Consider the following 21,635-nt stretch of genomic DNA (forward strand, 5'->3'; position numbering starts at 1 on the left):
AAAAAATGCAAGAACAATTTACCAAATGGTGAATAACTGCCAAGCTTTGCTCAGTAGTTATATTCTAAATTAGTTGGTCGGGCCTTTATAGCCTGTGAGTAATAATCCATAAGACTTGTCTTTGTCTTGGTGGGTAACTTTGACAGGCAAGTAGTCAAGTTTTGGTGCCAACCAGAAAATCGTATCACGGTTTGGTTTGTTGTGTTTCAGCACCACTTTAATGGTATCAAAAGTACCATAACTGGTTTTGATTTTTTCTGAACCTTGCTTAATAAAGCGACGTGATTCCACCTCTTTATTATCGGCAATATAGTAGCTCGATTTTAAACCGCCACTTTTTAAGTCTTCACGGATTTGCAGTTCCGCATTCAACTCATCCAACACGCCCGCTTTCCACGCAAAAGAACGGGTGTCGCTGTCCTTTTTGGTGTTAATGGTTTTCGCCGAAGGATTGAAGTTAATACTCATGGTGTTGTTATGCACTAAAATCTTACTGCTGCGGCTAAAGCTAGATGAGCCAATTTTGCCATTATTAAAACTAAAACGGCTAGTTTCTGTAGCAGAGGCAATCACGCCTGCTTTGGCAGCAAACACATAACTCCATTGGTTACCTGTTTGGCTTAAAGTACGTGTTGCAGAACCTAAGTTTTTACCATTGTAGTTAAATTGATAACTGGCTTGAAAAGGACTCATGGCAAATGTTTGGCTAGAGAAACCAGCCAAAAACAGTGCTGTAGACACACCGGCTGCCATACCCATTTTTTTCAATACATGATTTGCCATTGCTGAGATATTTCCTCTGTATGTAGGGAGATGCAATTTGCTTGCTTGTTGCCATTATACGCGTTGAATATGAAGAGAAAATTAGGAATTATGCGGCTTGTGTAGTTTTCCTGTATGTATTCTCTTCTAAAGTTTCAGCTTAGCTTTATTTTTGTTTCAGCGGTGTGACTTGCGTATCTGCAAGAGATTCTTCCACATCTTCTAGTCTTTCTTCAGACATTTTGCGGAACAACGCCGTTAAATTGACGTTGCCAGTGAGCACCAATTCCGCTTCGCGTAATACCGCATGATTCACATGAACTTTACTGAGTGTATCAATGATAGAGCGGTTTTTACCTAACCAGCGATTTAAGTCTAAATGTAGTAAATCATCTTTGACTTTAATGACTTTGAGTTTTTCTAAAATCATGCCTAAAGGGTCATCATTGCGTATTTTTTGATAGTAAAATAAAGCGCACTTCACAGCGATTTTATGCAAAAAACTTGGATAACTTGCTTCAATCACCTGCGTGTCACTAATTTGTTCAAACACAATCAGTTGAGTATCTTTATTCAATTCCATCTGTACTAATTTTAAATCGACAGACAGAGTGATGTTCAAGCCGTTGTAATCTAGGGTTGCATAAAGACGTAACCAGTCGTCGTGTAAGTCTGCGTGCAGATCTTGCAACATTTTCACATTATCGGTCACAAAGCGCTGAAAAGTCGCATTTAAAAAGACCTGAGATAATGGAAATTCACGTTCATCCTCAATAAATCCTTCAGCTTTTTGGTACACTTGACGGATACGTTGAGAGATATTGGTGATCAGGGTTTGCATACGGCAGTCCAAGTCGGTCATTTATTCTTTACAGATACAAATATTTTGTCGAATTGTATTAAAAATACAGGCATAGAAGCTTGCAGTTTAACAAAATAAGTTGCACCATTTTTAAGATTTTAAGGCTCAGTAGTCAGCTTTTTGATGAACTTCGCAGTTTTGCAGAAAAGCAAAAACTGAGCAAAGTAATATGCTCTTTAGTTTATACCGCATTTGGCGGCTTGGGGAATCAGACGTTTTGTCGGATTAATGTGATGCTAAAAAAAATTCAATTGATGCCTTCTACGCAAGATTGGTGGAAAGATCCTATTTTTGCTGCAGCGTTGCTGGTGGCTGCTGTGTTGCACGCATTAATTTTGGACGTGCAGTTTGCTGCACCGCAACAAAGCGATGTTGCGGTCAAGGAAATTGCGATATCGGTTCGCATGAGCGATACAAAAGTTGAAGATGCAGATTTCTTAGCCCAAGCCGATCAGCAAGGTTCAGGGACATTCCGTGAACAACATCGCATGTCGAGTGATATGCCTGCGCCCATGACTGAACAAAGTGCAGGGGAGCAAGAACTGGAAAGTTTAGAACGTATGCAGCAACAGCGCGAATTAAACTTTGAAGAAAAAGTATTGATGACCACGCTCAGTTGGCAGAAACAGGCGGCAGAAAATCAGCGCAAAAAAGCCATGCAGGAGTTGAATAGTCAATTTCAAGCTAAGGCGGCCATGGTTGCCAGTATTGAAGCGCAATATTTACAACGCCAACAAAACTTTAGCCGTCAGCAAAAAATTAAAACCATCGATGGGATTCAGGCCAAGCAAGACAACACTGCGGGGTATATGGAAAAATTCCGTCAAAAAGTCGAATTTTATGGTAACCGTTATTATCCAGAACAAGCCAAAGCACAGAATTTGGCAGGCGAAGTACGTTTAATGGTGATTTTGAACAACAATGGTGGGATTCGAGCCATTCGTTTAATTGAAAGTTCAGGACATGCCATGCTAGATGAAGCAGCCAAAGCTTCGGTGCGTAAAGCCGCACCTTTTGGTGCATTTGATGCCAAAATGAAAGATATTTCTGAATTGCGGATTGTACGGACGTGGCGTTTTGACCCTGCCGAAGCTGAGTTTGAGGTACGCTAGTTCTTTCCTCTCTGTAACTCTCTCCCAAAGGGAGAGAAGATTTGTGTAGCGTCTAACCATCATAGATTCTAGCTTATGTTTTATTTCTACTGGGAATTTCAGGAATGAGTTGATAAAGTAAGAAAAATCTTATCTTTCTTTTACGCAGCCGTATTCTTCTAGTTTCAACAATCATAAGATTCCAATAAATGTTCTCCTTCTCTTTGGGATAGAGTCAAAGGGAGCGCGGTTTTAAACAAAAAAGCGAGCCTTAGCCCGCTATTTTTGTGATTTTTTAAAACTTAGAATTCAATCTCTTTCCAAGTATGGATTATCCAAACCCAACTTGGCAAGAATCTCTATTTCTAAAGCTTCCATTTCTTCGGCATCTGCATCTGAAGTTTCATGATCATAGCCCATAAGGTGCAGCGTGCCATGTACTAGCATGTGAGTGAAATGCGCCAATGGTGTTTTGGCTTGTTCTGCAGCTTCCTGTAAAACCACAGGAATACAAATTACCAAATCCCCAATAGGGAAGCTCGGCAAAACTTGTGCCATTTCATCGGGTAAATCGCTTGGGAAAGACAAGACGTTGGTAGATTTGTCTTTTTTGCGATATTCCAGATTGAGCTTGTGACTTTCGGCATGATCGACACAGGCAATTCCAATTTCACAATCACTTTGGGTGTCTATATGTCTTAAAGTGGTTTCGACTACTTTTTTCAGATAGGCACGTTTTAACACCAGCTCAGGCGCTTGAATGTCCTGTTGCAGGCTGAGACTTAATTTCAAAATGAATCCTTAATACTTCAGTAGGTTGCAGAGCGCACAGCGATTAGTGCTGTGCATCTGCTGCGGCATCATTTTCCGCAATTAATGCTTCCTGGCGCGCTTTACGTTCTGCACGCGCTTCGGCACTTAAACGCTGTTGCTCACTGTCCCAGCCTTCATAGGCTTCAACAATTTTCTGAACCAGCTGGTGACGCACGACATCACGAGAATGGAAACGAGTAATATGAATTTCAGGGATTTTATCAATCACACGTAAGGCATGTGCCAGACCAGACTGCTGACCACGTGGTAAATCCACCTGAGTCACATCACCAGTAATCACTGCACGTGAACCAAACCCTAAACGGGTCAGGAACATCTTCATCTGTTCAGGCGTGGTGTTCTGGGCTTCATCCAAAATCACAAAAGAGTGGTTGAGGGTACGACCACGCATATACGCCAGTGGTGCAACTTCAATCACTTGACGTTCAATCAGCTTAGCAACTTTTTCAAAGCCGAGCATTTCATACAGGGCATCATAAAGGGGACGCAAATACGGGTCAATTTTCTGGGTTAAATCACCCGGTAAGAAGCCCAGTTTTTCACCCGCTTCAACCGCAGGGCGCACCAATAGAATCCGCTGGATTTCATTGCGTTCCAACATATCTACGGCAGCGGCAACAGCCAAATAGGTTTTACCTGTACCTGCAGGGCCAATACCAAATGAAATATCGCTTTGCAAAATACGTTGCACATAACGCTTTTGGTTAGCACCGCGTGGGTTAATACGGCCTTTGCGGGTTTGTAACCAAACAGCATCCAATCCAGTATGCTCTTGCCCATCATCCGATTGTAATTCACGGTCAGTCTGACTGCCTTGAATCATCATGTGGAGCGTGTCTGCACTGATTTGTGCAGAACTTTCCGCTTCTTCATGCAGGCGTTGCAAGAGCGTTTCGGCTCGCTCAACTGCATCAATTTCCCCATCTATAAAAAAGGCGTCACCACGATGGGAAATTTGGACGTCTAGGCGTTGTTCGATTTGTTTCAAATGTCCGTTATAAGCACCGAGCATGCTTTTTAAACGTTCCATTGAAATACCAGGAAAAGTTACTGTACGTCGAATCGCTGCAGTCAAGAGAATTCCTTAATCTGTTATTGGACTTTAGCTCCTACATTACGCCACGTCAGGCTCAAGATTCAAGAGTTCACCGTAAACTAAATTCAAAGTTTTAATCTCGGTAATCTCAATCTCCGCAAAGCGTCCGACCCAAGCAGGGTCACCAATAAATGTTACTAAACGTGTATTGTCGGCCGTACCCACTAAAATGTTCGGGTCTTTGTCGGAAACATTTTCAATTAGGACACGTTGTACCGTCCCAAGCATGGCATCGGTCTTATCAATACTAGATTGTTTGATCCATTGCTGAACTTTGGCCAAACGCTCTTTTTTAACATCTTCAGGGGTGGTGTCTTCGAGTTCCGATGCAGGTGTTCCCGGACGTTTTGAGTAGATAAAACTATAAGAATGGTCAAAATCCATATCTTGAATAAACTGATAAGTTTCTTCAAAGTTTTGATCGGTTTCACCCGGGAAGCCAATAATAAAGTCGCTAGATAAGTGCATGTCTGGGCGTACTTTACGTAACTTGGCAATCTTGTCGATATACACATCAATGGTGTGGTTACGTTTCATGGCTTGTAGCACATCATTCGAACCACTTTGCACAGGCAAGTGTAAATGCGACACCATTTGCGGTAAATCACGGTAGCATTGAATCAAATCATCATTAAATTCAAGCGGGTGTGATGTGGTGTAGCGAATTCGTCCAATGCCAGGTACTTCGGCAACCAAACGCAGTAAATCGGCAAAAGTACAAATTTTACCGTCAAAAGTTTCACCGCGATAGCCATTTACGTTTTGACCGAGCAAGCTAATTTCACGCACGCCTTTTTCGGCCAAAGTCGCAATTTCAGCTAAGACATCATCTAAAGGACGTGAAACTTCTTCACCGCGCGTGTAAGGCACTACGCAGAAAGAACAGTATTTTGAACAGCCTTCCATAATCGACACAAAAGCTTTAAACCCTTCAACACGCGGTTCAGGTAAAAAGTCGAATTTTTCGATGTCTGGGAAAGAAATATCCACCAGTTTGATTTTTTCTTTCTTTGGTTTTTCAACTTGATCGTGGTGCTGATCAAGCATTTGTGGCAAGCGGTGCAAGGTTTGTGGGCCAAAAATCATATCCACATACGGTGCGCGTTTTTGAATGTTGTCGCCTTCTTGAGAAGCCACGCAACCGCCTACACCAATCACCAAATCAGGATTTTTTTCTTTAAGCTTGCGCCAACGTCCTAATTCAGAAAATACTTTTTCTTGGGCTTTTTCACGAATTGAACAGGTGTTCATGAGCAAAATATCGGCATCGGCAGGGTTGCTGGTCAGCACATAGCCGTGCGAGTCGCCCAAAAGGTCTGCCATACGGTGACTGTCATACTCATTCATCTGACACCCTTGCGTTTCGATATACAGTTTTTTAACTGAACCGTCGGCTGGGGTGTGCTGTGGCTGGGTAACAGTGTTTTCTGAGGCAGCTTGGGCACCATTCGGGATGAAGGTTTGAACCGTCATGTAGGCTCCTAAGAGATAATTCACGAGTTCGTTTATAAAAATAAACGGAATAGATAAAACAGAGGGGTGTATTTTAGCAGGAATTCAAGATAAACTGACAGCCTTTAATCCGTGCATCACATACTTGAAATGTGAAGTAAAATTGTTGGAAGATTGATTTCAAGATTAATAGTGTCTAATCATAAGGTTACATAACAGAACACAACTTGGGTTCTAGACTAATTAAACTAAGCTGAATGATTGGATGCGGATCTCGAGGCAGAAGTAAATGACTGAAGGCAAGCGAATGCTGCAAATGATGAAACAAAATAATAAATTAACGAAAAAGCTTGTGCTAAGTCTGGTTTCGCTTGCCGTGATGACGGGTACGCATGCCGCAAATGAACAGTTTAATGATGCACTGCGTGCAGCCAATTCAGGTGATGTCGATTTATTGCAGCAGTATCAATATGCCATGCAAAATGATGTTTTGGGCTACTATCCTGAATACTGGGCATTGAACACCAATTTGGGCATGCAACCTGCCAGTGCAATTGTTCAGTTTGCACAGCGCCATCCACAATCAGCGATGGCAGAAAAACTCGCAGCCGATTACATCGAAGAAAAAGTGAAACAGGCCGATTTTAGCAGTGCACAACCTGTGCTTGCCTATGTGAGTAATGCTGATCAGGCCGAAAGCTGTGCCATGGCACAAGTTCGTACCCGTTCGGGTGATCCTTTGGTGCTTGCTGAATATAAAGATGTTTGGCTGACCACGAACTCACAACCTGAATCTTGTACAGGTTTGGGCCGAATGATGCTCTCTAGTCCAATCATGACTCAGCAAGACAAGCAGCAGCGTTTGTGGGGACAACTGCGTGCAGGGCAGTCAGGGCAAGCTTTGGCGACTGCGCAAAGTTTAGGTATGAATCTGAGTTTGGCACAACTGAACAGTATTCAGGCCAATCCACTGAATTATTTATGGTCGGCCCCAAAAGCCAGCAATGAAGATCACGCTTATTTAATTTATGCCATAGGTCGTTTGGCTGACAGTGATCTGGATTCGGCCTTGTCTTCACTAAAACGGAGCGCAGAGGGTACACCCGATGCCGTACAAAAAGCGTTGCACCGTGCAGTAGGCTATATTGGTGGCACTACGGTGATGAAAAATAATTTCAATCGTGAAGTGTTAAATGCTTTAGATGCCAGTTATGGCTTGCCATTTAGCCCAGAAGAAGCAGAAATTTATGCCCGACAGGCCATCCGCTTTGGTGCATGGGAAAGTGTGATTCGTGCAGTAGACAGCATGAGTGTGACCCAGAAACAAGAAGACCGTTGGCAATACTGGTTGGCCCGTGCCTCAGAACAACGTGGTGATGCAGCATCGAAACGCAGTGCACAAAATATTTATAAACAGTTGGCACAGGGTGATGATTATCACAACTTATTAGCAAAAGATCGTCTTGGGCAGCGTTACAATGCCATTCCAGTAAATAGCCAGCCGACGACCAATGATTTACAGCGTTTGAATCAGGATATTCACTTTAACCGTGCTTTTGCCTTACGTGAAATTAATGCGCCCGCCAATTATGTGAATCGAGAATGGAACTGGGCGGTACGTCAGGCCTATTTAAGACAGGATGATGGTTTGATTTTGGCAGCAGCCAAACGTGCGACCGATATGGGGTGGTACGACCGTGCAATTTATGCAGCAGACCGTACTGTGAATAAGCACAACTACAGTTACCGTTATGCAATGCCACACCGTAATTATGTGGTGAGCCACAGTCAAAATGCAGGTATCGATCCTGCTTGGGCTTATGGACTGATGCGTCAGGAAAGCCGTTTTAATACCACTGCGCGTTCGCATGTCGGCGCAGGTGGACTGATGCAAATCATGCCCGATACAGCGCGTCTGGTTGCACGACAAATGGGTGAAACTTATAATCCTGCCGCGTTAAGTGATATGAATACCAATATTCGTTATGGCACATTTTATTTGTCGACCATTCACAGACAATTAAGCAATAGTCCAGTACTCGCTACAGCGGGTTATAACGCAGGCCCGAACCGTGCACGCCGTTGGCAGCCCGAGTTTCAGGCGATTGCTGCAGACCAATATACTGAGAGTATTCCACTGTTAGAAACACGTGACTATGTCAAGCATGTCATGACCAATGCCACGCACTATGGTGTGCTGTTGGGGCAGGGTGGACAATCAATGAGTAGCCGTATGCAACATATTCCATCTCGGAATACACCTTAGGAAAATGTTACAAGTGATACAGTTAGATGATCATGCGTGTTGATATATAGATGCGTGAGTCATTGGGTGTATAAGAATTTAGGGGGCTGAAGCATTGAAAATGTGGATGAGTACAGTTTTACAGCCAATTCAAGTTACATTGCTCGGTTTGAGTGGTACAGCTTTGGTTTTGTGTACGCAAAATACATTTTCTGCCCCCGTGCAAGGCTATGTGATGTCCGTGCAAATGACGCCCGCCGTGTGTTTAATCGATTCGAGCAAAAGCAAAAAGCGTAAATGTTTAGAAGGCTACTCACTGAATATTGAAGGCTTATATCCTGAAGTTGCTGCGCGTGAGTGCAGCACTCAGTCATCGGCGAAGTTGCCGCCTTTACAAGCTAAAGTGGTGGCGCGAGTCATGCCTGATGAAGCTGCACGGATACAATTGTGGCAAGGTATTGGCGGCTGTGTGCCCATGAATGCCAGTCAGTATTTTCGCATGATTATTAATAATGCAGATCGGATGAACGTGCCTTCGGTATTGACAGGCCAAGACACGCAGACGGTGCAATTGTCACAACTACGGAGTTTGTTTCTCAAGTCCAATTCAGGTATGTCATCAAAAAGCGTGCATTTTCAGTGCTCTAACCATCAAGGTAAAAGTTATTTAACTGAAATCAAAATTTGTTATAACACCGCAGGACGCTATAAGCAGTGCGGTGCAGCGATTGAATCAAATTGCCCGAATCAGTTTGTCATTAAAGGTTCTTACTAGTTTGCTAGGTGACTGTAATTTCTGAATTTTAAGCTTTTTGAGAAATTTTATTCATATTTTCTATCAGACTTTTGTGGAATTTGATGCGCTTTTGCATGCATCCGCTGAATGATTGGAGTACAATCTTTCGCGTTTATGATTATTAAGATTAGATAGAACAGCTATTTAATCGCATTGACTATCCTCTCAATTGGAGATAATTACATGAAGCAACCTGTTCGCGTTGCCGTTACTGGCGCTGCTGGTCAAATTGGTTACAGCCTATTATTCCGTATCGCTAGCGGTGAAATGTTGGGTAAAGACCAACCAGTTATCCTTCAATTATTAGAAGTTCCTTTTGAGAAAGCTCAAGCTGCGCTTAAAGGCGTAATGATGGAACTTGACGACTGTGCTTTCCCATTATTGGCTGGCATGATCGGTACTGATGATCCTAAAGTGGCATTTAAAGATGCTGACTACGCGTTATTGGTTGGTTCTCGTCCACGTGGTCCTGGTATGGAGCGTGCTGACCTTCTTAAAGTAAACGGTGAAATCTTTATTGGTCAAGGTCAAGCACTTAACGAAGTTGCTAGCCGTGATGTTAAAGTTCTAGTTGTTGGTAACCCAGCGAACACGAATGCTTACATCGCAATGAAATCTGCTCCAGATCTTCCAGCGAAAAACTTCACAGCAATGTTACGTCTTGACCACAACCGCGCGTTAACTCAACTTGCTCAAAAAGCTGGCGTTGCTGTTTCTGACATCAAAACAATGACAGTTTGGGGTAACCACTCTCCAACAATGTATGCTGATTACCGTTTTGCAACTGCAAATGGAGAAAGCTTAAAAGACAAAATCAACGATGCTGAATGGAACAAAGACGTATTCCTTCCTACAGTTGGTAAGCGTGGCGCTGCGATCATCGAAGCACGTGGTTTATCTTCTGCTGCATCTGCTGCAAACGCTGCAATTGACCACATGCGTGATTGGGCGCTTGGCACAAACGGCGAATGGGTAACTATGGGTATTCCTTCTGACGGTTCTTACGGTATTCCTGAAGGCGTAATGTTCGGTTTCCCTGTAACTTGCGAAAATGGCGAATACAAAATCGTTCAAGGTCTTGAAATCGACGAGTTCAGCCGTGAGCGTATCAACTTCACGTTAAACGAACTTGAAGAAGAACGCGCAGCAATTGCTGACATGATTAAATAATTTAATCTGCTAGATTAAGTTAAAACTCCTTCGGGAGTGATGCCAGTCAACCTAAAAGTTGACTGGCATTTTTTTTGCGCTTGATTTTTTATTTGAATTAAATGCTTGTCATCATTCTAGTTTGTATGGTTTATCAGATATAAGAACTGATGGCGGGATATAAAATAAGTCGATTGACCTACATGATAATTTAAATTGGGTGGAATAGGCGCGTTTCCTTTTTCAAATCTCTCTCTGTTATATCCGTTATTGTTGCAAGTGCCCAAAGATCGGATTTTTCATTTTTGGGGCTTTTATCTTCCTTGTTGTCGGTACCATTGGCGCATTTCAAATTGTAGATCTAAATCAAGCATTGTAAGTTTTTGATGGGTGGTTTAGGGATGATGTTGGATCACGCTTCTTTTGATTTTACTTCTAGCAGGCGTGTTTATTAAATAATGTCGGTGTGAAATTGCATCCATTCTTCTTTTCACGTGAAACGCTATAGCCCGCAAAATTGACTAGTTGCTAACTTTAAGTTTAAGTAGACGAACGTTAGTCAGTGTGTGCAATGACTGGCTTTTTTCATGCTCTAGGATAGTTTTGGAAATTGAATGTTGTAGATATTCAATATTGATTTGAAGGATTAATTTGAATGACTTTCACCACATAGAAAACCCATCCTGAATTGGATGGGTTTTTCAGTTTTTAGCAAGTAGCGGTTTAAGCTCGTTCTAAAGCTGCACTTTTTCTGACTCTTGGTAAATACAATAATCGGTAGGTGATGGTAAGAAGGATCACCCACAATGGGCTGACGATAAGTGCTTTAAGAGTATCTGGTTCTAAGCTTAAAATAATTAAGGCGAAAAACAAGAAGACAAGTACAACATAGCTCATCCACACACCACCTGGCATTTTAAAGGTTGAGCGTTCATGCAATTCTGGTTGTAATTTACGATAGCGCAAATAGCACACCATAATTAGTCCCCAAATACTAATAAATAAAATCACACACAGAGAGCTCGCCAAAGTGAATGCTTCAATGGTATTGGGTACAAAATATTGTAAACCTGCACCCGCCATAATAAAGAAGCATGAAAAAATCAGTCCTTGTGCAGGAACAGCGCGTTTGGATAAGCGTGCCAAAGCTTGTGGTGCCTGCTTGGTTCTGGCCAAGCCAAATAACATGCGACTGGTAGAAAATACACCACTGTTCATCGATGACATCACTGAAGACAGTACTACTAAATTCATGATAATCGCAGAGGTTGGAATTCCTGCGTGTAGAAATAACGAAACAAAAGGACTTTGATCGGCAGGAATTTGGTTCCAAGGCGTTACAGACATAACCACCAATAAAGAAAGGACATAAAACAGAATAATGCGAGTTGGAATCGCATTTACCGCTTTAGGTAGATTTTTTTCAGGGTCTTTGGTTTCTGCTGCCATTGTGCCTAAAAGTTCAACTCCTACAAAAGCAAATAAGGCAATTTGGAAACCTGCTAAAAAGCCATTGCCGCCTTGTGGAAACATGCCGCCATGTGCCCAAATATTACTGAAGCTTGACGCCGTACCATCAGGGGATTGAAAGTGGTTGAGCACCATAAAACCACCAATAAAAATTAAACCCAAAATGGCTAAAATTTTAATCAGGGCAAACCAAAACTCAATTTCACCAAAGAGTTTAACTGTGAGTAAGTTGAGTCCGAGTACAAATAAAACACATCCCACACTAATTAAGGCTTGTCCTGTGGGGGTAAAGCTAACCCCGGCGGGTAGCCAAAAGTTGAGATAATTAATGATGGCTGCTAAGTCTGCAATACCCACCAAAACCCAACCAAGCCAATATGACCAGCCAATATAATAGGCAGCTCCTGGGCCAATTAAGTCATGTGCCATATCAATAAAAGATTTGTAATGCAGATTGGATAATAAAATTTCACCTAAAGCGCGCATTAAGAAGAAAAACATTAGACCAATAATCATGTAAATAAACAGAATAGAAGGTCCTGCAAGTGAGATGGTTTTGCCTGAGCCCATAAACAGCCCTGTACCAATCGCGCCACCAATGGCAATTAACTGTAAGTGTCGGTTGGACAATTTGCGCTGCAGTTGATCCGGAGGAGACTGCAAAGAATTTTGCGAAGTTTGTGTCATTTCAATGTCCTTATTGAGTTTTAACGGTAGCCATTGGCGTACTGAGTTCGCTTAAGCGAGCTGAATATCCTATTTAGCGCAATTCCTTTAAATATGAGAAAGATTTTAAATGCTACGGTTTATAACTGTGCTGCGGTAACTGCAATTTCAATACGCCAGTTTGGATTGACCAATTCTGCTTGAATGGTTGCACGAGCAGGTTTAGGACAGTCTATCAACCACTCTGCCCATAAGGCATTGACCACTGGAAAATCGGCAAGATCTTTTAAAAAGAGCTGTGCAGAAAGCAAGTGTGATTTATCACTATTGGCCTGAGCCAAAAGTTGTTCAATGGTATTGAACACGTTTCGTGTCTGAGCGTCTATGTCGGCTTCAGGATTGCTTGGAACTTGTCCTGAAAGATAAACCACATGATTAAATACAGTCACAGCACTCATAAAATCATTGCTGTGTAAATGTTGGATAGAATTGGGCATCACTATTTCCTTGTGGAGAGGGAGTGCATAAATGCAACTGGGTCAAACGTATAATTAAAATATGGAAAACACTTATTCCGTGGCTGCAATAGAAAAAGGCACGCGCAGTGTGACGGCACACATCAACTCATAGCCGACTGTGCCTGAAGCATGCGCAACTTCATCAATACTTAGCAAAGTCCCTGCAGCAGACTTGCCCCATAACACCACTTCGGCACCAATATCGGCATCGGTCACATGGGTGAGATCGACAGCCAACATATCCATGCTCACCCGACCAATCAGACGTGTTTTACAGTCATTGACCAACACAGGTGTGCCTGTTGGAGAAGTGCGCTGATAGCCATCGGCATAACCGCAGGCTGCAATGCCAATGCGCATGGGATATTCCGCTACAAAGTTGGAACCATAGCCGACACTTTGACCTGCCCCCAAAGTCTGTATGGAGATAATTTCTGTACGTAAACTCATGGCAGGTTGTAATTGCCAGCTTTGACTACAATGTTTTGGATAGTCAGGAGAGCTGCCATAAAGCATGATGCCGCCACGGACAATGTCAGAGTGTAGCTCATGGCTGTGACGTAAAATTGCTGCACTGTTGCTGACGGTCACCGCTGCAGGAAATGCTTGAATGATGTGTTGGAATTGCGAATATTGTTGCTGAATTCCCGAAATACCAAAACGTTCACCATCTGCATCTGAAAAATGCATCATGTGTGTCAAACTTGCTACAATCTCTAATTCAAGCAAGCGCTTCCAAGCCTGAGCATAATCTTCGGGTGCAAAACCCAACCGATTCATGCCTGCATTCATTTTGACAAAAATATGAAATCGCGCTGTGGGATGGCTGGACTGAAATTGCTGTAACCATTCAATTTGTACGGTGTTGTGTACGGTAAAACTAAAATTAAAGTCGTGACAATCCTGTAAGTCTTGTACAGAGAAAATGCCTTCTAATAATAAAATATCGCCTTGCCAACCCAAAGTACGTAAGCGTTTTGCTTCAGCGAGATCAAGCAAGGCAAAACCATCTGCTTGTTGTAAAGCAGGGTAGACCCGTTCAATACCGTGTCCATAAGCATTGGCTTTGACCACGGCATACACTTTTGAGTTTTTTGCATGACATCGAGCAATGCCTAGGTTATGGCTTAAGGCATCTAAATGAATCCATGCCCGTATTGGTCGTGACATAAAGTTCTTCCTTGAACAAATTGACTTTGCGTTTAATCCGTTCGCTGTATGTTTATAAACTAAGCTGCTAAGGTGGTGTGATAACGCTGCAGAGATAAACCCTCGGTGCTAATTTCTGTACTGCGTTCCATCACTAAATCACTGATCAACTTTCCTGAACCACATGCCATAGTCCAACCTAAAGTGCCGTGTCCTGTGTTAATAAATAAATTTGGATACTGTGTTGCACCAATAATTGGTGTGCTGTCTGGTGTCATCGGGCGTAATCCTGTCCAGAAAGAAGCTTGTTGCAGATCGCCACCCGGAAATAAATCATGCGTCACCATTTCCAAAGTTGCTCGTCGGTCTAAATTTAAGCCCAAATTAAAGCCACTCAATTCAGCCATGCCGCCCACGCGAATACGTTGATCAAAACGTGTGATTGCAATTTTATAGGTTTCATCCAAAACGGTAGATTGAGGTGCTAAGTCTGGCTGAATAATTGGAATAGTGAGTGAATATCCTTTTACCGGATAAACGGGTAAATCGAGATGCAAAGGCTTTAAAAAATCACGTGAATAACTGCCAAATGCCAGTACATAACGGTCTGCTGTCAGTACCTGACCATTGACCAACACACCTTTAATGGTATTGCCTTCTACAATGAGTCGTTCAACTTTTTGATTAAATTGAAAATTAACCCCTAAGTTCTTGGCATGTTGAGCTAAAGCTTTGCTAAATAAATAACAATCACCTGTTTCATCATTGGGTAAATGTAAGCCGCCGACTAATTTGTCTTTAGCATTGGCTAAGGCGGGTTCAACCTGTGCCAAACCTGCAGCATCGAGCAATTTAAAGTCTACGCCAGTTTCTTGTAGGACTTGAATATCACGTTGCACAGCTTCAAGTTGTGCTTCTTTACGGAAAATTTGCAGTGTACCTTTGGCACGGTTTTCGTAGTGGATGCCTGTTTCTTGGCGCAAGCTGCGTAAACAATCACGGCTATATTCTGCAACACGAAGCATGCGCTCTTTATTAATTGCGTATTGATTGGCGCTACAATTTTTCAGCATTTGTAACATCCATTGCAATTGCCACATGCTGCCATCAAGCTGAACCGCCAAAGGCGCATGATGCTGAAACATCCATTTCACCGCTTTAAATGGAATACCCGGTGCTGCCCACGGTGTAGAGTAACCTGGTGAAATTTGTCCTGCATTACCAAAACTGGTTTCTTCTGCAGGGCCGGCCTGACGGTCTAATACTGTGACCTCAGCGCCTTGTTTTGCTAAATAATAAGCACTGGTAACTCCAATGACGCCACTACCTAAAACAATTACACGCATGTGCTTGTCCTAACGCTATCCCTAGTTTATTTAACTAGTATATTTTTGGTTCAATAGTGAAATTTGCTGTTTTTAGGGTAATATTCTAGTGAATTCGTAGGATAATTCGCGGAAACTATAAAATAACAGGGATTTTAGATGCGTAAATTAGACCGTATAGATCGGATGATTTTAGATATATTGCAAAAGCAGGGCAGAATCGCGATTAGTGAGTTGGCAGCGATGGTCAATTTATCGACCACGCCTTGCTCAGAGCGGGTAAAACGCTTGGAACGTGATGGCATTATTATGGGTTACCACGCCCGTTTAAGCCCAGAGTTACTAGATAAACGCTTATTGGTATTTTTAGAAATTAAGCTTTCTGCAAAATCAGGCGATGTGTTTGAGCAAGTTGCACGAGATTTGGCAGATATTCCTGAAGTTTTAGAATGTCATTTGATTTCTGGGGACTTTGATTATCTAGTCAAAGCGCGTTTAAAGGAAATGAGTACCTATCGTAAGTTGCTAGGCAATATTTTAAAAAAACTACCTGCCTCGGCATCCTCACATAGCTATGTAGTGATGGAGGAAGTTAAAGAAAGTATGTATTTAGATTTGAGTGTATAGTTGTACAAAAAATAACATGCTGCAACTCGGCTGCTGCTGAATTGCGGCTCGAAGCAGGTTAAGGTCATTAAAAGTACAAGACGAATCAAAGGAGGATGCCATGTTTGACCAACAACCGACTTTAGAACTGTTATTTCAACAATTGGGTCTAGATGCTGACGATGCAGCAATTGATCAATTTATTCGTGAGCATCAATTACCTGCAGAAACCAAATTACACTGTGCCGAGTTTTGGACGGAAGGGCAGCGCCAATTTTTGCAAAGCCATTGGAAAAAAGATGATGATTGGGCCATTGTGATTGAAACCTTAAATGAGCAATTACATAGTGATCAACATCCGAGTGTTTAATCGGTATTTAAGTTAAATCAAATACTTTTCATCTAAAAAGAGCCAGTAAACTGCGTGCTCACAAAAAGATACAACAAACCCAGTCGGAAGACTGGGTTTTTTATACAAATTGTTATAAGTTGGTTGAATAAGGAATTACAACGAAACTAATAAAAGGGGGCAAGGTGCTCATGCAAAATACTCCATCATTAGCCATGTTATTCAGCCAACTCGGTTTAGCCAGCAGCCCTGCAGCCATTGAATTGTATGTACGTACGCATCAATTACCTGCACATATTAATTTACATGAAGCGCCGTTTTGGAATAAATCACAACGTGAATTTTTAATCAGTCATTTGGTACAAGACGATGATTGGGCCATTTGGATTGATGAACTCAATCAACAATTACATTTAGATGCTTATCGTTTACAAGCTGTTTAGGTTCAAGTCATTATCATCTTTAATATTTTTAGTATAAAAAAACGCCTCAGAACGTTCTGAGGCGTTTTTTTAATGCATTCTGCTTTTGAGAATTTGTTTAAACCAGACTTCTGTTTGATAGGCGTTAAAAGCAGGGTGAATTTGTAAGAGTTCCAAATCAAATTCGGCAGTTTTACTGTACTTACCTAACCAGTGGCGACACAGTGCGCTTTCATTTTTACTGGCACTGGCATAGGCCAAGAAAAAGAAAATATCTCCATGTGCATAATGAGTCATGGCTTTTAAAATTTGTTGGGTAATTAAGGCGTATTTTGCATCGCGGGTCAGCTCAAAATACATCATATAGGCTTTGGCTAAATGCAAAGACAAATTGATATATAACGTCACTGGTATTTCTTCAAATTCAATCCGACCTTGTTCCAACAGCACAATGGCTTCTTGCAAAAAGTAAATCTGTTCTTGGCGTAACTCGCTCAAACTCACCAATTGTAAGCGTAAATCGGCACGTTCTAATGCCAATTCAGGCGTATTGCCTTGTAAAAAAAGTTGGTCGGTTTCCCCAATACGTTGAATAAGCTGTTGAGTCGAGTTGCGCATGGGTGAATTCCTGATAGCAATATTTGCTCTACATCGGGGCAAATTTACAGTTTTAAAGCCAATAGTCTGAAAAATGCGGTCTGTTTTTACCAAAGTTGATTGCCGCTGCGTAGCCATGCGGTAATGGAAAGACGTTGCTGTGTCGCAGGCAAAACTTCGTGCAATAAATCACTTTGGAAAATTGCAATCCGATTTGGGCGTGGTTCTATAATTTGCCATGCTCCATGTTTGTCTTGTAAACGTAGTTGTCCACCCCAATCTGTCTGCCATTCAGGGTGTAAATAATAGACAGCAGAAATCACCCGATCATTTTTTTGTTGTGGGTTATCGCGGTGCAAGGCATAAAAAGAACCTGCTTGATAACTGGCAAAATGCGCTTCGACCTCACGAATCCCTAAATAAAATGCCTGATTGAATTGTTCGGCCAAAGCCAAAAGAGTTTGGGTATGTTGTTGTGCAATGCTTAAATCTTCGTGAATCCATAAAATATGATCACTGCGAATTTTGCTGACCACACCATTTTGTATGGCTGCTTCACGAAATTGATCTAAATTTTGACTACACTCTGCTAGAACTTGTTGTTGATATTCAGGTGAATAGGCATCATCCAACATGGCAAAACCATGCAAATCTAAATCTTCAAGAATTTGATCAATATTCCAAGATTTTGGAAGCAGTGTGGCGTCCATAAAATAGATACTCAGACAAAATGCAAGACAAGCTGATTATTTTAGAGGAATACAAGCTCCTGAATGAAACTTTTTTTCATGCTAAAATGTCGGTTGATTTTAGGAATGAACCAAACATGAATTATCGTCACCATTTCCATGCGGGCAACTTTGCCGATGTCATGAAGCATGTTTTATTGCTGCAAATTCTGACACGTTTAAATGCCAAAGATAAACCTTATCGCTATGTCGATACACATGGCGGTGCGGGTAAATATGACTTATCTTTAGCACCTGCACAAAAATCGGGCGAATTTTTAAATGGTATTCATCGTTTAGTGAAACTAGATGATTCAATCAAACGTCAGGCACCAGAAGGCGTACAGCAGTATTTAAAACTGGTTGAAGCAATGCGTGAAACGGATGGGCAAGGTGCATATCCCGGTTCGCCATGGTTTGCTTTACAAGGTATGCGTGACATCGACAAAGCAACTATTTTTGAAATGCAGCGCGATGTATTCCAGCAATTGCGTCATAACATTCGTGACAAACGCGCAGGTTTACATGAGCGTGATGCTTACGAAGGTTTATTGGGCGTCATTCCACCAAAAGAAAAACGCGGTTTGGTGATGATTGATCCACCGTATGAATTGGAACGTAAAGATTTCCCTCAGTTGGTTGAATTATTGGCAGCTGCACATAAAAAATGGCCAACAGGCGTATTTGCGGTATGGTATCCAATTAAAGACCGCGCCATGATTGAACGTTTTGAAAAGAAAATGTTTAAAACAGGTATTCGCCGTCAACTCATTTGTGAAATTTGTGTGTGGCCTGACGATACTCCTGTGGGCTTAAACGGTTGTGGTTTATTGGTGATTAATCCACCATGGAAATTCTCTGAAGATGCAGATGAAGCCCTGCAATGGTTGTTCCCGCACTTGCGTATGCAAGAACATGGTGGACATGCTGCAGTGCGTTGGTTAGTTGGCGAATAAAAAATTTAAATAGACGTTCAGGTTACAGTTAGGACACAAAATAATGACAAACACATCCAAACCCGAAGGAGAGTATAGTTCCCGTGATCTTGAGCATGACGGAATTACATTTGAAGTGGTGGAAGAAGAACATACCCGTGAAGGGCAAAAGGTGAAACGTCGTGGTATCTATCTGTGGCCAAACCTGATTACCACGGCAGCCTTGCTGTCGGGTTTTTACTCCATTATTGCCAGTATGAATGGCGAATTTAGCCAAGCGATTTATGCCATTTTTCTAGCAGCATTGTTTGATGGTTTAGATGGTCGTGTGGCACGTGCGATTGGTGCGCAAAGTCCATTTGGCGAACAGTTTGATTCATTATCCGATATGCTCGCCTTTGGTGTTGCACCTGCGATTTTGATGTATAGCTGGAGTTTGCATGATTTAGGTCGTATCGGCTTGGCGGCTTGCTTTGTTTATACGGCTTGTGCCGCATTCCGTTTGGCGCGTTTTAATGTGCAAATTGGTGTGGTCGATAAGCGCTACTTTATTGGTGTTGCAAGTCCTTTGGCTGCGCTGATTATCGTGTCGCTGGTTTGGGTAGGACGGGATTTTCCTGAACTGTATGATATTCGTGAAATTGGTCTACAAATCCTCAATGCTGTGATTATTATTGCAGTAGGATTGTTGATGATTTCCAATATTAAATATTATTCATTTAAAACCTTTGATCGTAAGCGTGTGCCGTTTTTTGTATTGCCAATCGCAGTATTTATCCTTGCAGCCATGACTTATAATATTCCTGTTGGAATTTTAGTGATTTCAATTATTTATGCACTTTCAGGTTTTGTGACCACTTTTATGGCAAGAAAAAATGCAGTGAGTTAATTAAGCTTTCATAAAAGCATCAACTCACAAGGAGTTTGATATGCAGCTGTTTCAAGATTTTCTCGATCGTTCCAAACAACTCAATCAAACTCCTGCGGCAACCGCCAAACTGCCTTATCACGCCCCAAAACATCATTATAAATTTATCTATCAGGGCTTAATTCTTCCTAATTTGCCTGCACCCTTACATTATCTCAACTTTATTGGTTTATTGGGCAGCCTAAATACCGCAATGCTGCGCCCTGAAAATGTGATTACAACCTCAGCTTTAGACACAGCCAGTATTCTTTGTAGTAGCAGCCCACACATGGTGGGGCAGTCCAATCATTATTCAATACAACATGATTGCGTATTTACTGCAGAGTATTTTCAGTTTGCCAATAAAGAGCGCATTACTGGACACTTTCCGCAATTTCATATTCAACGTGAAGATAGCGAACTTAGCTTTGATTTAAAGATCACCACAAGCTCTACAATTTCATATTTCACTAAATTGCGAATGAATTTGGCAGAACATTGGTCTTTGCTGTGTCAGTGTCAGGGAAGTGTACGCTATAAAGATCAGCATTTTCAGATTGAGCAATTGGGTAGTTTTGAGTTTGCCCGCTCAATCCAGTTTCCTTATTTCGCTGTGGCATTTTTTTGCTATCAAGTGATTAATCTGAATCATCAGCAACAAATGATATTGCTACAAAGTCGTGATGTGTTGAATCGAATTTTGCAATCTCGAATCTATCTGCGAAATGCGAACACGGAGCAAACTCGGGTATTTGATGGGCAAGTACAATTTAATATTCAACGGGTTTATCCAAAAGTAAAAACGCCAACAGGTCAGTGTATGTATTTGCCACGTGAGTTTGAATGGCGTTATCAAGATGAAGATGGCACCTCAATTCATTTACAGGCGCAGAGTCGTGGTGATTTTAAATTTGGGGCTGCAGCAGGTTATGTCGGAAGTTTTCAATATCAGTTGGCTATAAATGGAGATCAACAACAAGGAGAAGGAGGCTATTGTGAATATATCGACTGCCGCGCACTGAAATGGCAGGAACATGATCAGCCAGAAAAAATGTCAGATGTAGTTATGAATCCTGAACCTTTTATGATCAAGAAAAAGAAATAAACAGTATTTTGTGGAAAAGTGAAGTATTTTGCTGAATAATTAACCGTTCGGACTAAAAAACTTATAAAACTTAAAAAGAGGGGTTGCAAGGCGAAATATTTCACCTATAATGCACATCCATCGGCGGTGATGAAGATTAAAATCTCTGATAAAACAATGACTTGGTTAAGAATGATTAAGTTGGGTTTTAGAAAGAAAGTTTAAAATAATTTAAATTACCAGTTGACACTTTAGAAATAAAGCGTAATATAGCCGACCTAGCTTGATGCTGACGAAGCATCGAGAAGATCATTAAGAGATTATGAAGAACAACTTGTGTGGATTTTTACTGATTGATTGATCGAAAATATTTCATTGATTGATTGGTTTAAATTACTCGAAGTTTATTTGAGCGAAATTTAAGTCAGAAAATTGATGAGCCAGATTTGGAAGTTTAGATTAAAACTTCAAAATGATTTTAACTGAAGAGTTTGATCATGGCTCAGATTGAACGCTGGCGGCAGGCTTAACACATGCAAGTCGAGCGGGCGAGGTTGCTTCGGTAACTGAGCTAGCGGCGGACGGGTGAGTA

General features: G+C 41.7%; 21 protein-coding genes and 1 rRNA gene. 11 read left to right on the plus strand and 11 right to left on the minus strand.

Annotated features, from left to right (window positions below; genetic code table 11):
• Positions 1 to 69: 69 nt before the first annotated feature.
• Complete coding sequence (locus HYG89_RS03685; RefSeq protein WP_004976176.1) at positions 70 to 783, minus strand: DUF3108 domain-containing protein; 714 nt, start codon at positions 781 to 783, stop codon at positions 70 to 72.
• A gap of 145 nt (positions 784 to 928) precedes the next feature.
• The gene (locus tag HYG89_RS03690; RefSeq protein ID WP_178866102.1) at positions 929 to 1,603 is read right to left on the minus strand and encodes a hypothetical protein; all 675 of its coding nucleotides are present in this window, start codon (positions 1,601 to 1,603) and stop codon (positions 929 to 931) included.
• Positions 1,604 to 1,878: 275 nt separating this feature from the next.
• On the opposite strand from HYG89_RS03690, the gene HYG89_RS03695 reads away from it, so the two are divergent.
• Positions 1,879 to 2,736 carry an energy transducer TonB gene (locus HYG89_RS03695; RefSeq protein ID WP_218644914.1) on the plus strand — a complete coding sequence of 286 codons (858 nt, stop codon included), beginning with the start codon at positions 1,879 to 1,881 and terminating at the stop codon, positions 2,734 to 2,736.
• Between the two features lie 288 nt (positions 2,737 to 3,024).
• Here the strand turns inward: HYG89_RS03695 and ybeY are convergent, their stop codons facing one another.
• Genes ybeY through miaB form a run of 3 tightly spaced genes read right to left on the minus strand, consistent with a single transcriptional unit; the run spans position 3,025 to position 6,118 of the window.
• Complete coding sequence (gene ybeY, locus HYG89_RS03700; RefSeq protein ID WP_178866106.1) at positions 3,025 to 3,507, minus strand: rRNA maturation RNase YbeY; 483 nt, start codon at positions 3,505 to 3,507, stop codon at positions 3,025 to 3,027.
• A gap of 43 nt (positions 3,508 to 3,550) precedes the next feature.
• Positions 3,551 to 4,624, minus strand: coding sequence for a PhoH family protein (locus HYG89_RS03705; protein WP_004976193.1), 1,074 nt, complete (start codon positions 4,622 to 4,624; stop codon positions 3,551 to 3,553).
• A gap of 39 nt (positions 4,625 to 4,663) precedes the next feature.
• Positions 4,664 to 6,118 carry a tRNA (N6-isopentenyl adenosine(37)-C2)-methylthiotransferase MiaB gene (miaB, locus tag HYG89_RS03710; protein WP_004976194.1) on the minus strand — a complete coding sequence of 485 codons (1,455 nt, stop codon included), beginning with the start codon at positions 6,116 to 6,118 and terminating at the stop codon, positions 4,664 to 4,666.
• A 358-nt stretch (positions 6,119 to 6,476) separates the two neighbouring features.
• Between miaB and HYG89_RS03715 the strand changes: the two genes are divergently transcribed.
• From HYG89_RS03715 to HYG89_RS03725, 3 genes are all read left to right on the plus strand, one after another.
• Positions 6,477 to 8,363, plus strand: a complete 1,887-nt coding sequence (locus tag HYG89_RS03715; RefSeq protein WP_178866119.1) for a lytic transglycosylase domain-containing protein — start codon at positions 6,477 to 6,479, stop codon at positions 8,361 to 8,363.
• A 106-nt stretch (positions 8,364 to 8,469) separates the two neighbouring features.
• Complete coding sequence (locus tag HYG89_RS03720) at positions 8,470 to 9,117, plus strand: ribonuclease I (protein WP_131261023.1); 648 nt, start codon at positions 8,470 to 8,472, stop codon at positions 9,115 to 9,117.
• Positions 9,118 to 9,321: 204 nt separating this feature from the next.
• Positions 9,322 to 10,308, plus strand: coding sequence for a malate dehydrogenase (locus HYG89_RS03725; RefSeq protein WP_019836931.1), 987 nt, complete (start codon positions 9,322 to 9,324; stop codon positions 10,306 to 10,308).
• A 702-nt stretch (positions 10,309 to 11,010) separates the two neighbouring features.
• Here HYG89_RS03725 and HYG89_RS03730 read toward each other — a convergent pair.
• The 4 genes from HYG89_RS03730 to HYG89_RS03745 form a co-directional block, all read right to left on the minus strand.
• Positions 11,011 to 12,444 (minus strand): amino acid permease, encoded by a 1,434-nt coding sequence (locus tag HYG89_RS03730; RefSeq protein ID WP_178866108.1) that lies wholly within the window; start codon positions 12,442 to 12,444, stop codon positions 11,011 to 11,013.
• A gap of 119 nt (positions 12,445 to 12,563) precedes the next feature.
• Positions 12,564 to 12,920, minus strand: coding sequence for a RidA family protein (locus tag HYG89_RS03735; RefSeq protein ID WP_178866109.1), 357 nt, complete (start codon positions 12,918 to 12,920; stop codon positions 12,564 to 12,566).
• Between the two features lie 72 nt (positions 12,921 to 12,992).
• Entirely contained in the window at positions 12,993 to 14,111 is a 1,119-nt protein-coding gene (gene alr, locus HYG89_RS03740; RefSeq protein ID WP_178866110.1) for an alanine racemase, read from the minus strand.
• A 59-nt stretch (positions 14,112 to 14,170) separates the two neighbouring features.
• Positions 14,171 to 15,436, minus strand: coding sequence for a D-amino acid dehydrogenase (locus HYG89_RS03745; RefSeq protein ID WP_178866111.1), 1,266 nt, complete (start codon positions 15,434 to 15,436; stop codon positions 14,171 to 14,173).
• A gap of 138 nt (positions 15,437 to 15,574) precedes the next feature.
• Here HYG89_RS03745 and HYG89_RS03750 point away from each other — a divergent pair, with 138 nt between their 5' ends.
• The 3 genes from HYG89_RS03750 (at position 15,575) to HYG89_RS03760 (ending at position 16,813) form a co-directional block, all read left to right on the plus strand.
• Positions 15,575 to 16,042 (plus strand): Lrp/AsnC ligand binding domain-containing protein, encoded by a 468-nt coding sequence (locus HYG89_RS03750; RefSeq protein ID WP_178866112.1) that lies wholly within the window; start codon positions 15,575 to 15,577, stop codon positions 16,040 to 16,042.
• Positions 16,043 to 16,142: 100 nt separating this feature from the next.
• Complete coding sequence (locus HYG89_RS03755) at positions 16,143 to 16,391, plus strand: DUF2789 family protein (protein ID WP_096901745.1); 249 nt, start codon at positions 16,143 to 16,145, stop codon at positions 16,389 to 16,391.
• Positions 16,392 to 16,555: 164 nt separating this feature from the next.
• The gene (locus HYG89_RS03760) at positions 16,556 to 16,813 is read left to right on the plus strand and encodes a DUF2789 family protein (protein ID WP_026438086.1); all 258 of its coding nucleotides are present in this window, start codon (positions 16,556 to 16,558) and stop codon (positions 16,811 to 16,813) included.
• Between the two features lie 69 nt (positions 16,814 to 16,882).
• On the opposite strand, the gene HYG89_RS03765 is transcribed toward HYG89_RS03760, so the two are convergent.
• Positions 16,883 to 17,410: a hypothetical protein gene (locus HYG89_RS03765; RefSeq protein WP_178866113.1), complete on the minus strand. Its 528-nt coding sequence runs from the start codon at positions 17,408 to 17,410 to the stop codon at positions 16,883 to 16,885.
• A gap of 86 nt (positions 17,411 to 17,496) precedes the next feature.
• Entirely contained in the window at positions 17,497 to 18,099 is a 603-nt protein-coding gene (locus tag HYG89_RS03770) for a 2OG-Fe(II) oxygenase (RefSeq protein ID WP_004976210.1), read from the minus strand.
• Between the two features lie 116 nt (positions 18,100 to 18,215).
• Here HYG89_RS03770 and HYG89_RS03775 point away from each other — a divergent pair, with 116 nt between their 5' ends.
• From HYG89_RS03775 to HYG89_RS03790, 4 genes are all read left to right on the plus strand, one after another.
• Entirely contained in the window at positions 18,216 to 19,073 is an 858-nt protein-coding gene (locus HYG89_RS03775) for a 23S rRNA (adenine(2030)-N(6))-methyltransferase RlmJ (RefSeq protein ID WP_026438537.1), read from the plus strand.
• A 43-nt stretch (positions 19,074 to 19,116) separates the two neighbouring features.
• On the plus strand, positions 19,117 to 19,941 hold the full coding sequence (gene pssA, locus HYG89_RS03780) for a CDP-diacylglycerol--serine O-phosphatidyltransferase (RefSeq protein ID WP_004976213.1): 825 nt from the start codon (positions 19,117 to 19,119) through the stop codon (positions 19,939 to 19,941).
• Between the two features lie 40 nt (positions 19,942 to 19,981).
• Complete coding sequence (locus HYG89_RS03785; RefSeq protein WP_178866114.1) at positions 19,982 to 21,064, plus strand: DUF6670 family protein; 1,083 nt, start codon at positions 19,982 to 19,984, stop codon at positions 21,062 to 21,064.
• A 458-nt stretch (positions 21,065 to 21,522) separates the two neighbouring features.
• Positions 21,523 to 21,635 (plus strand): 16S ribosomal RNA (locus HYG89_RS03790); the annotation flags it as partial.

Origin of the sequence: Acinetobacter sp. SwsAc5, assembly GCF_013391485.1 — a bacterium.
Classification (GTDB): Bacteria; Pseudomonadota; Gammaproteobacteria; order Pseudomonadales; family Moraxellaceae; genus Acinetobacter; species Acinetobacter towneri.

Bases quoted from the DNA above. Each gene is read 5' to 3' on its own strand.
- HYG89_RS03690 (WP_178866102.1), bottom strand. From the start codon at position 1,603: ATGCAAACCCTGATCACCAATATCTCTCAACGTATCCGTCAAGTGTAC.
- miaB (WP_004976194.1), bottom strand. From the start codon at position 6,118: ATGACGGTTCAAACCTTCATCCCGAATGGTGCCCAAGCTGCCTCAGAA.
- HYG89_RS03730 (WP_178866108.1), bottom strand. From the start codon at position 12,444: ATGACACAAACTTCGCAAAATTCTTTGCAGTCTCCTCCGGATCAACTG.
- HYG89_RS03755 (WP_096901745.1), top strand. From the start codon at position 16,143: ATGTTTGACCAACAACCGACTTTAGAACTGTTATTTCAACAATTGGGT.
- HYG89_RS03775 (WP_026438537.1), top strand. From the start codon at position 18,216: ATGAATTATCGTCACCATTTCCATGCGGGCAACTTTGCCGATGTCATG.
- HYG89_RS03735 (WP_178866109.1), bottom strand. From the start codon at position 12,920: ATGCCCAATTCTATCCAACATTTACACAGCAATGATTTTATGAGTGCT.
- HYG89_RS03715 (WP_178866119.1), top strand. From the start codon at position 6,477: ATGACGGGTACGCATGCCGCAAATGAACAGTTTAATGATGCACTGCGT.
- alr (WP_178866110.1), bottom strand. From the start codon at position 14,111: ATGTCACGACCAATACGGGCATGGATTCATTTAGATGCCTTAAGCCAT.
- HYG89_RS03770 (WP_004976210.1), bottom strand. From the start codon at position 18,099: ATGGACGCCACACTGCTTCCAAAATCTTGGAATATTGATCAAATTCTT.
- pssA (WP_004976213.1), top strand. From the start codon at position 19,117: ATGACAAACACATCCAAACCCGAAGGAGAGTATAGTTCCCGTGATCTT.
- HYG89_RS03725 (WP_019836931.1), top strand. From the start codon at position 9,322: ATGAAGCAACCTGTTCGCGTTGCCGTTACTGGCGCTGCTGGTCAAATT.
- HYG89_RS03765 (WP_178866113.1), bottom strand. From the start codon at position 17,410: ATGCGCAACTCGACTCAACAGCTTATTCAACGTATTGGGGAAACCGAC.
- HYG89_RS03685 (WP_004976176.1), bottom strand. From the start codon at position 783: ATGGCAAATCATGTATTGAAAAAAATGGGTATGGCAGCCGGTGTGTCT.
- HYG89_RS03745 (WP_178866111.1), bottom strand. From the start codon at position 15,436: ATGCGTGTAATTGTTTTAGGTAGTGGCGTCATTGGAGTTACCAGTGCT.
- HYG89_RS03750 (WP_178866112.1), top strand. From the start codon at position 15,575: ATGCGTAAATTAGACCGTATAGATCGGATGATTTTAGATATATTGCAA.
- HYG89_RS03785 (WP_178866114.1), top strand. From the start codon at position 19,982: ATGCAGCTGTTTCAAGATTTTCTCGATCGTTCCAAACAACTCAATCAA.
- HYG89_RS03695 (WP_218644914.1), top strand. From the start codon at position 1,879: ATGCCTTCTACGCAAGATTGGTGGAAAGATCCTATTTTTGCTGCAGCG.
- HYG89_RS03720 (WP_131261023.1), top strand. From the start codon at position 8,470: ATGAGTACAGTTTTACAGCCAATTCAAGTTACATTGCTCGGTTTGAGT.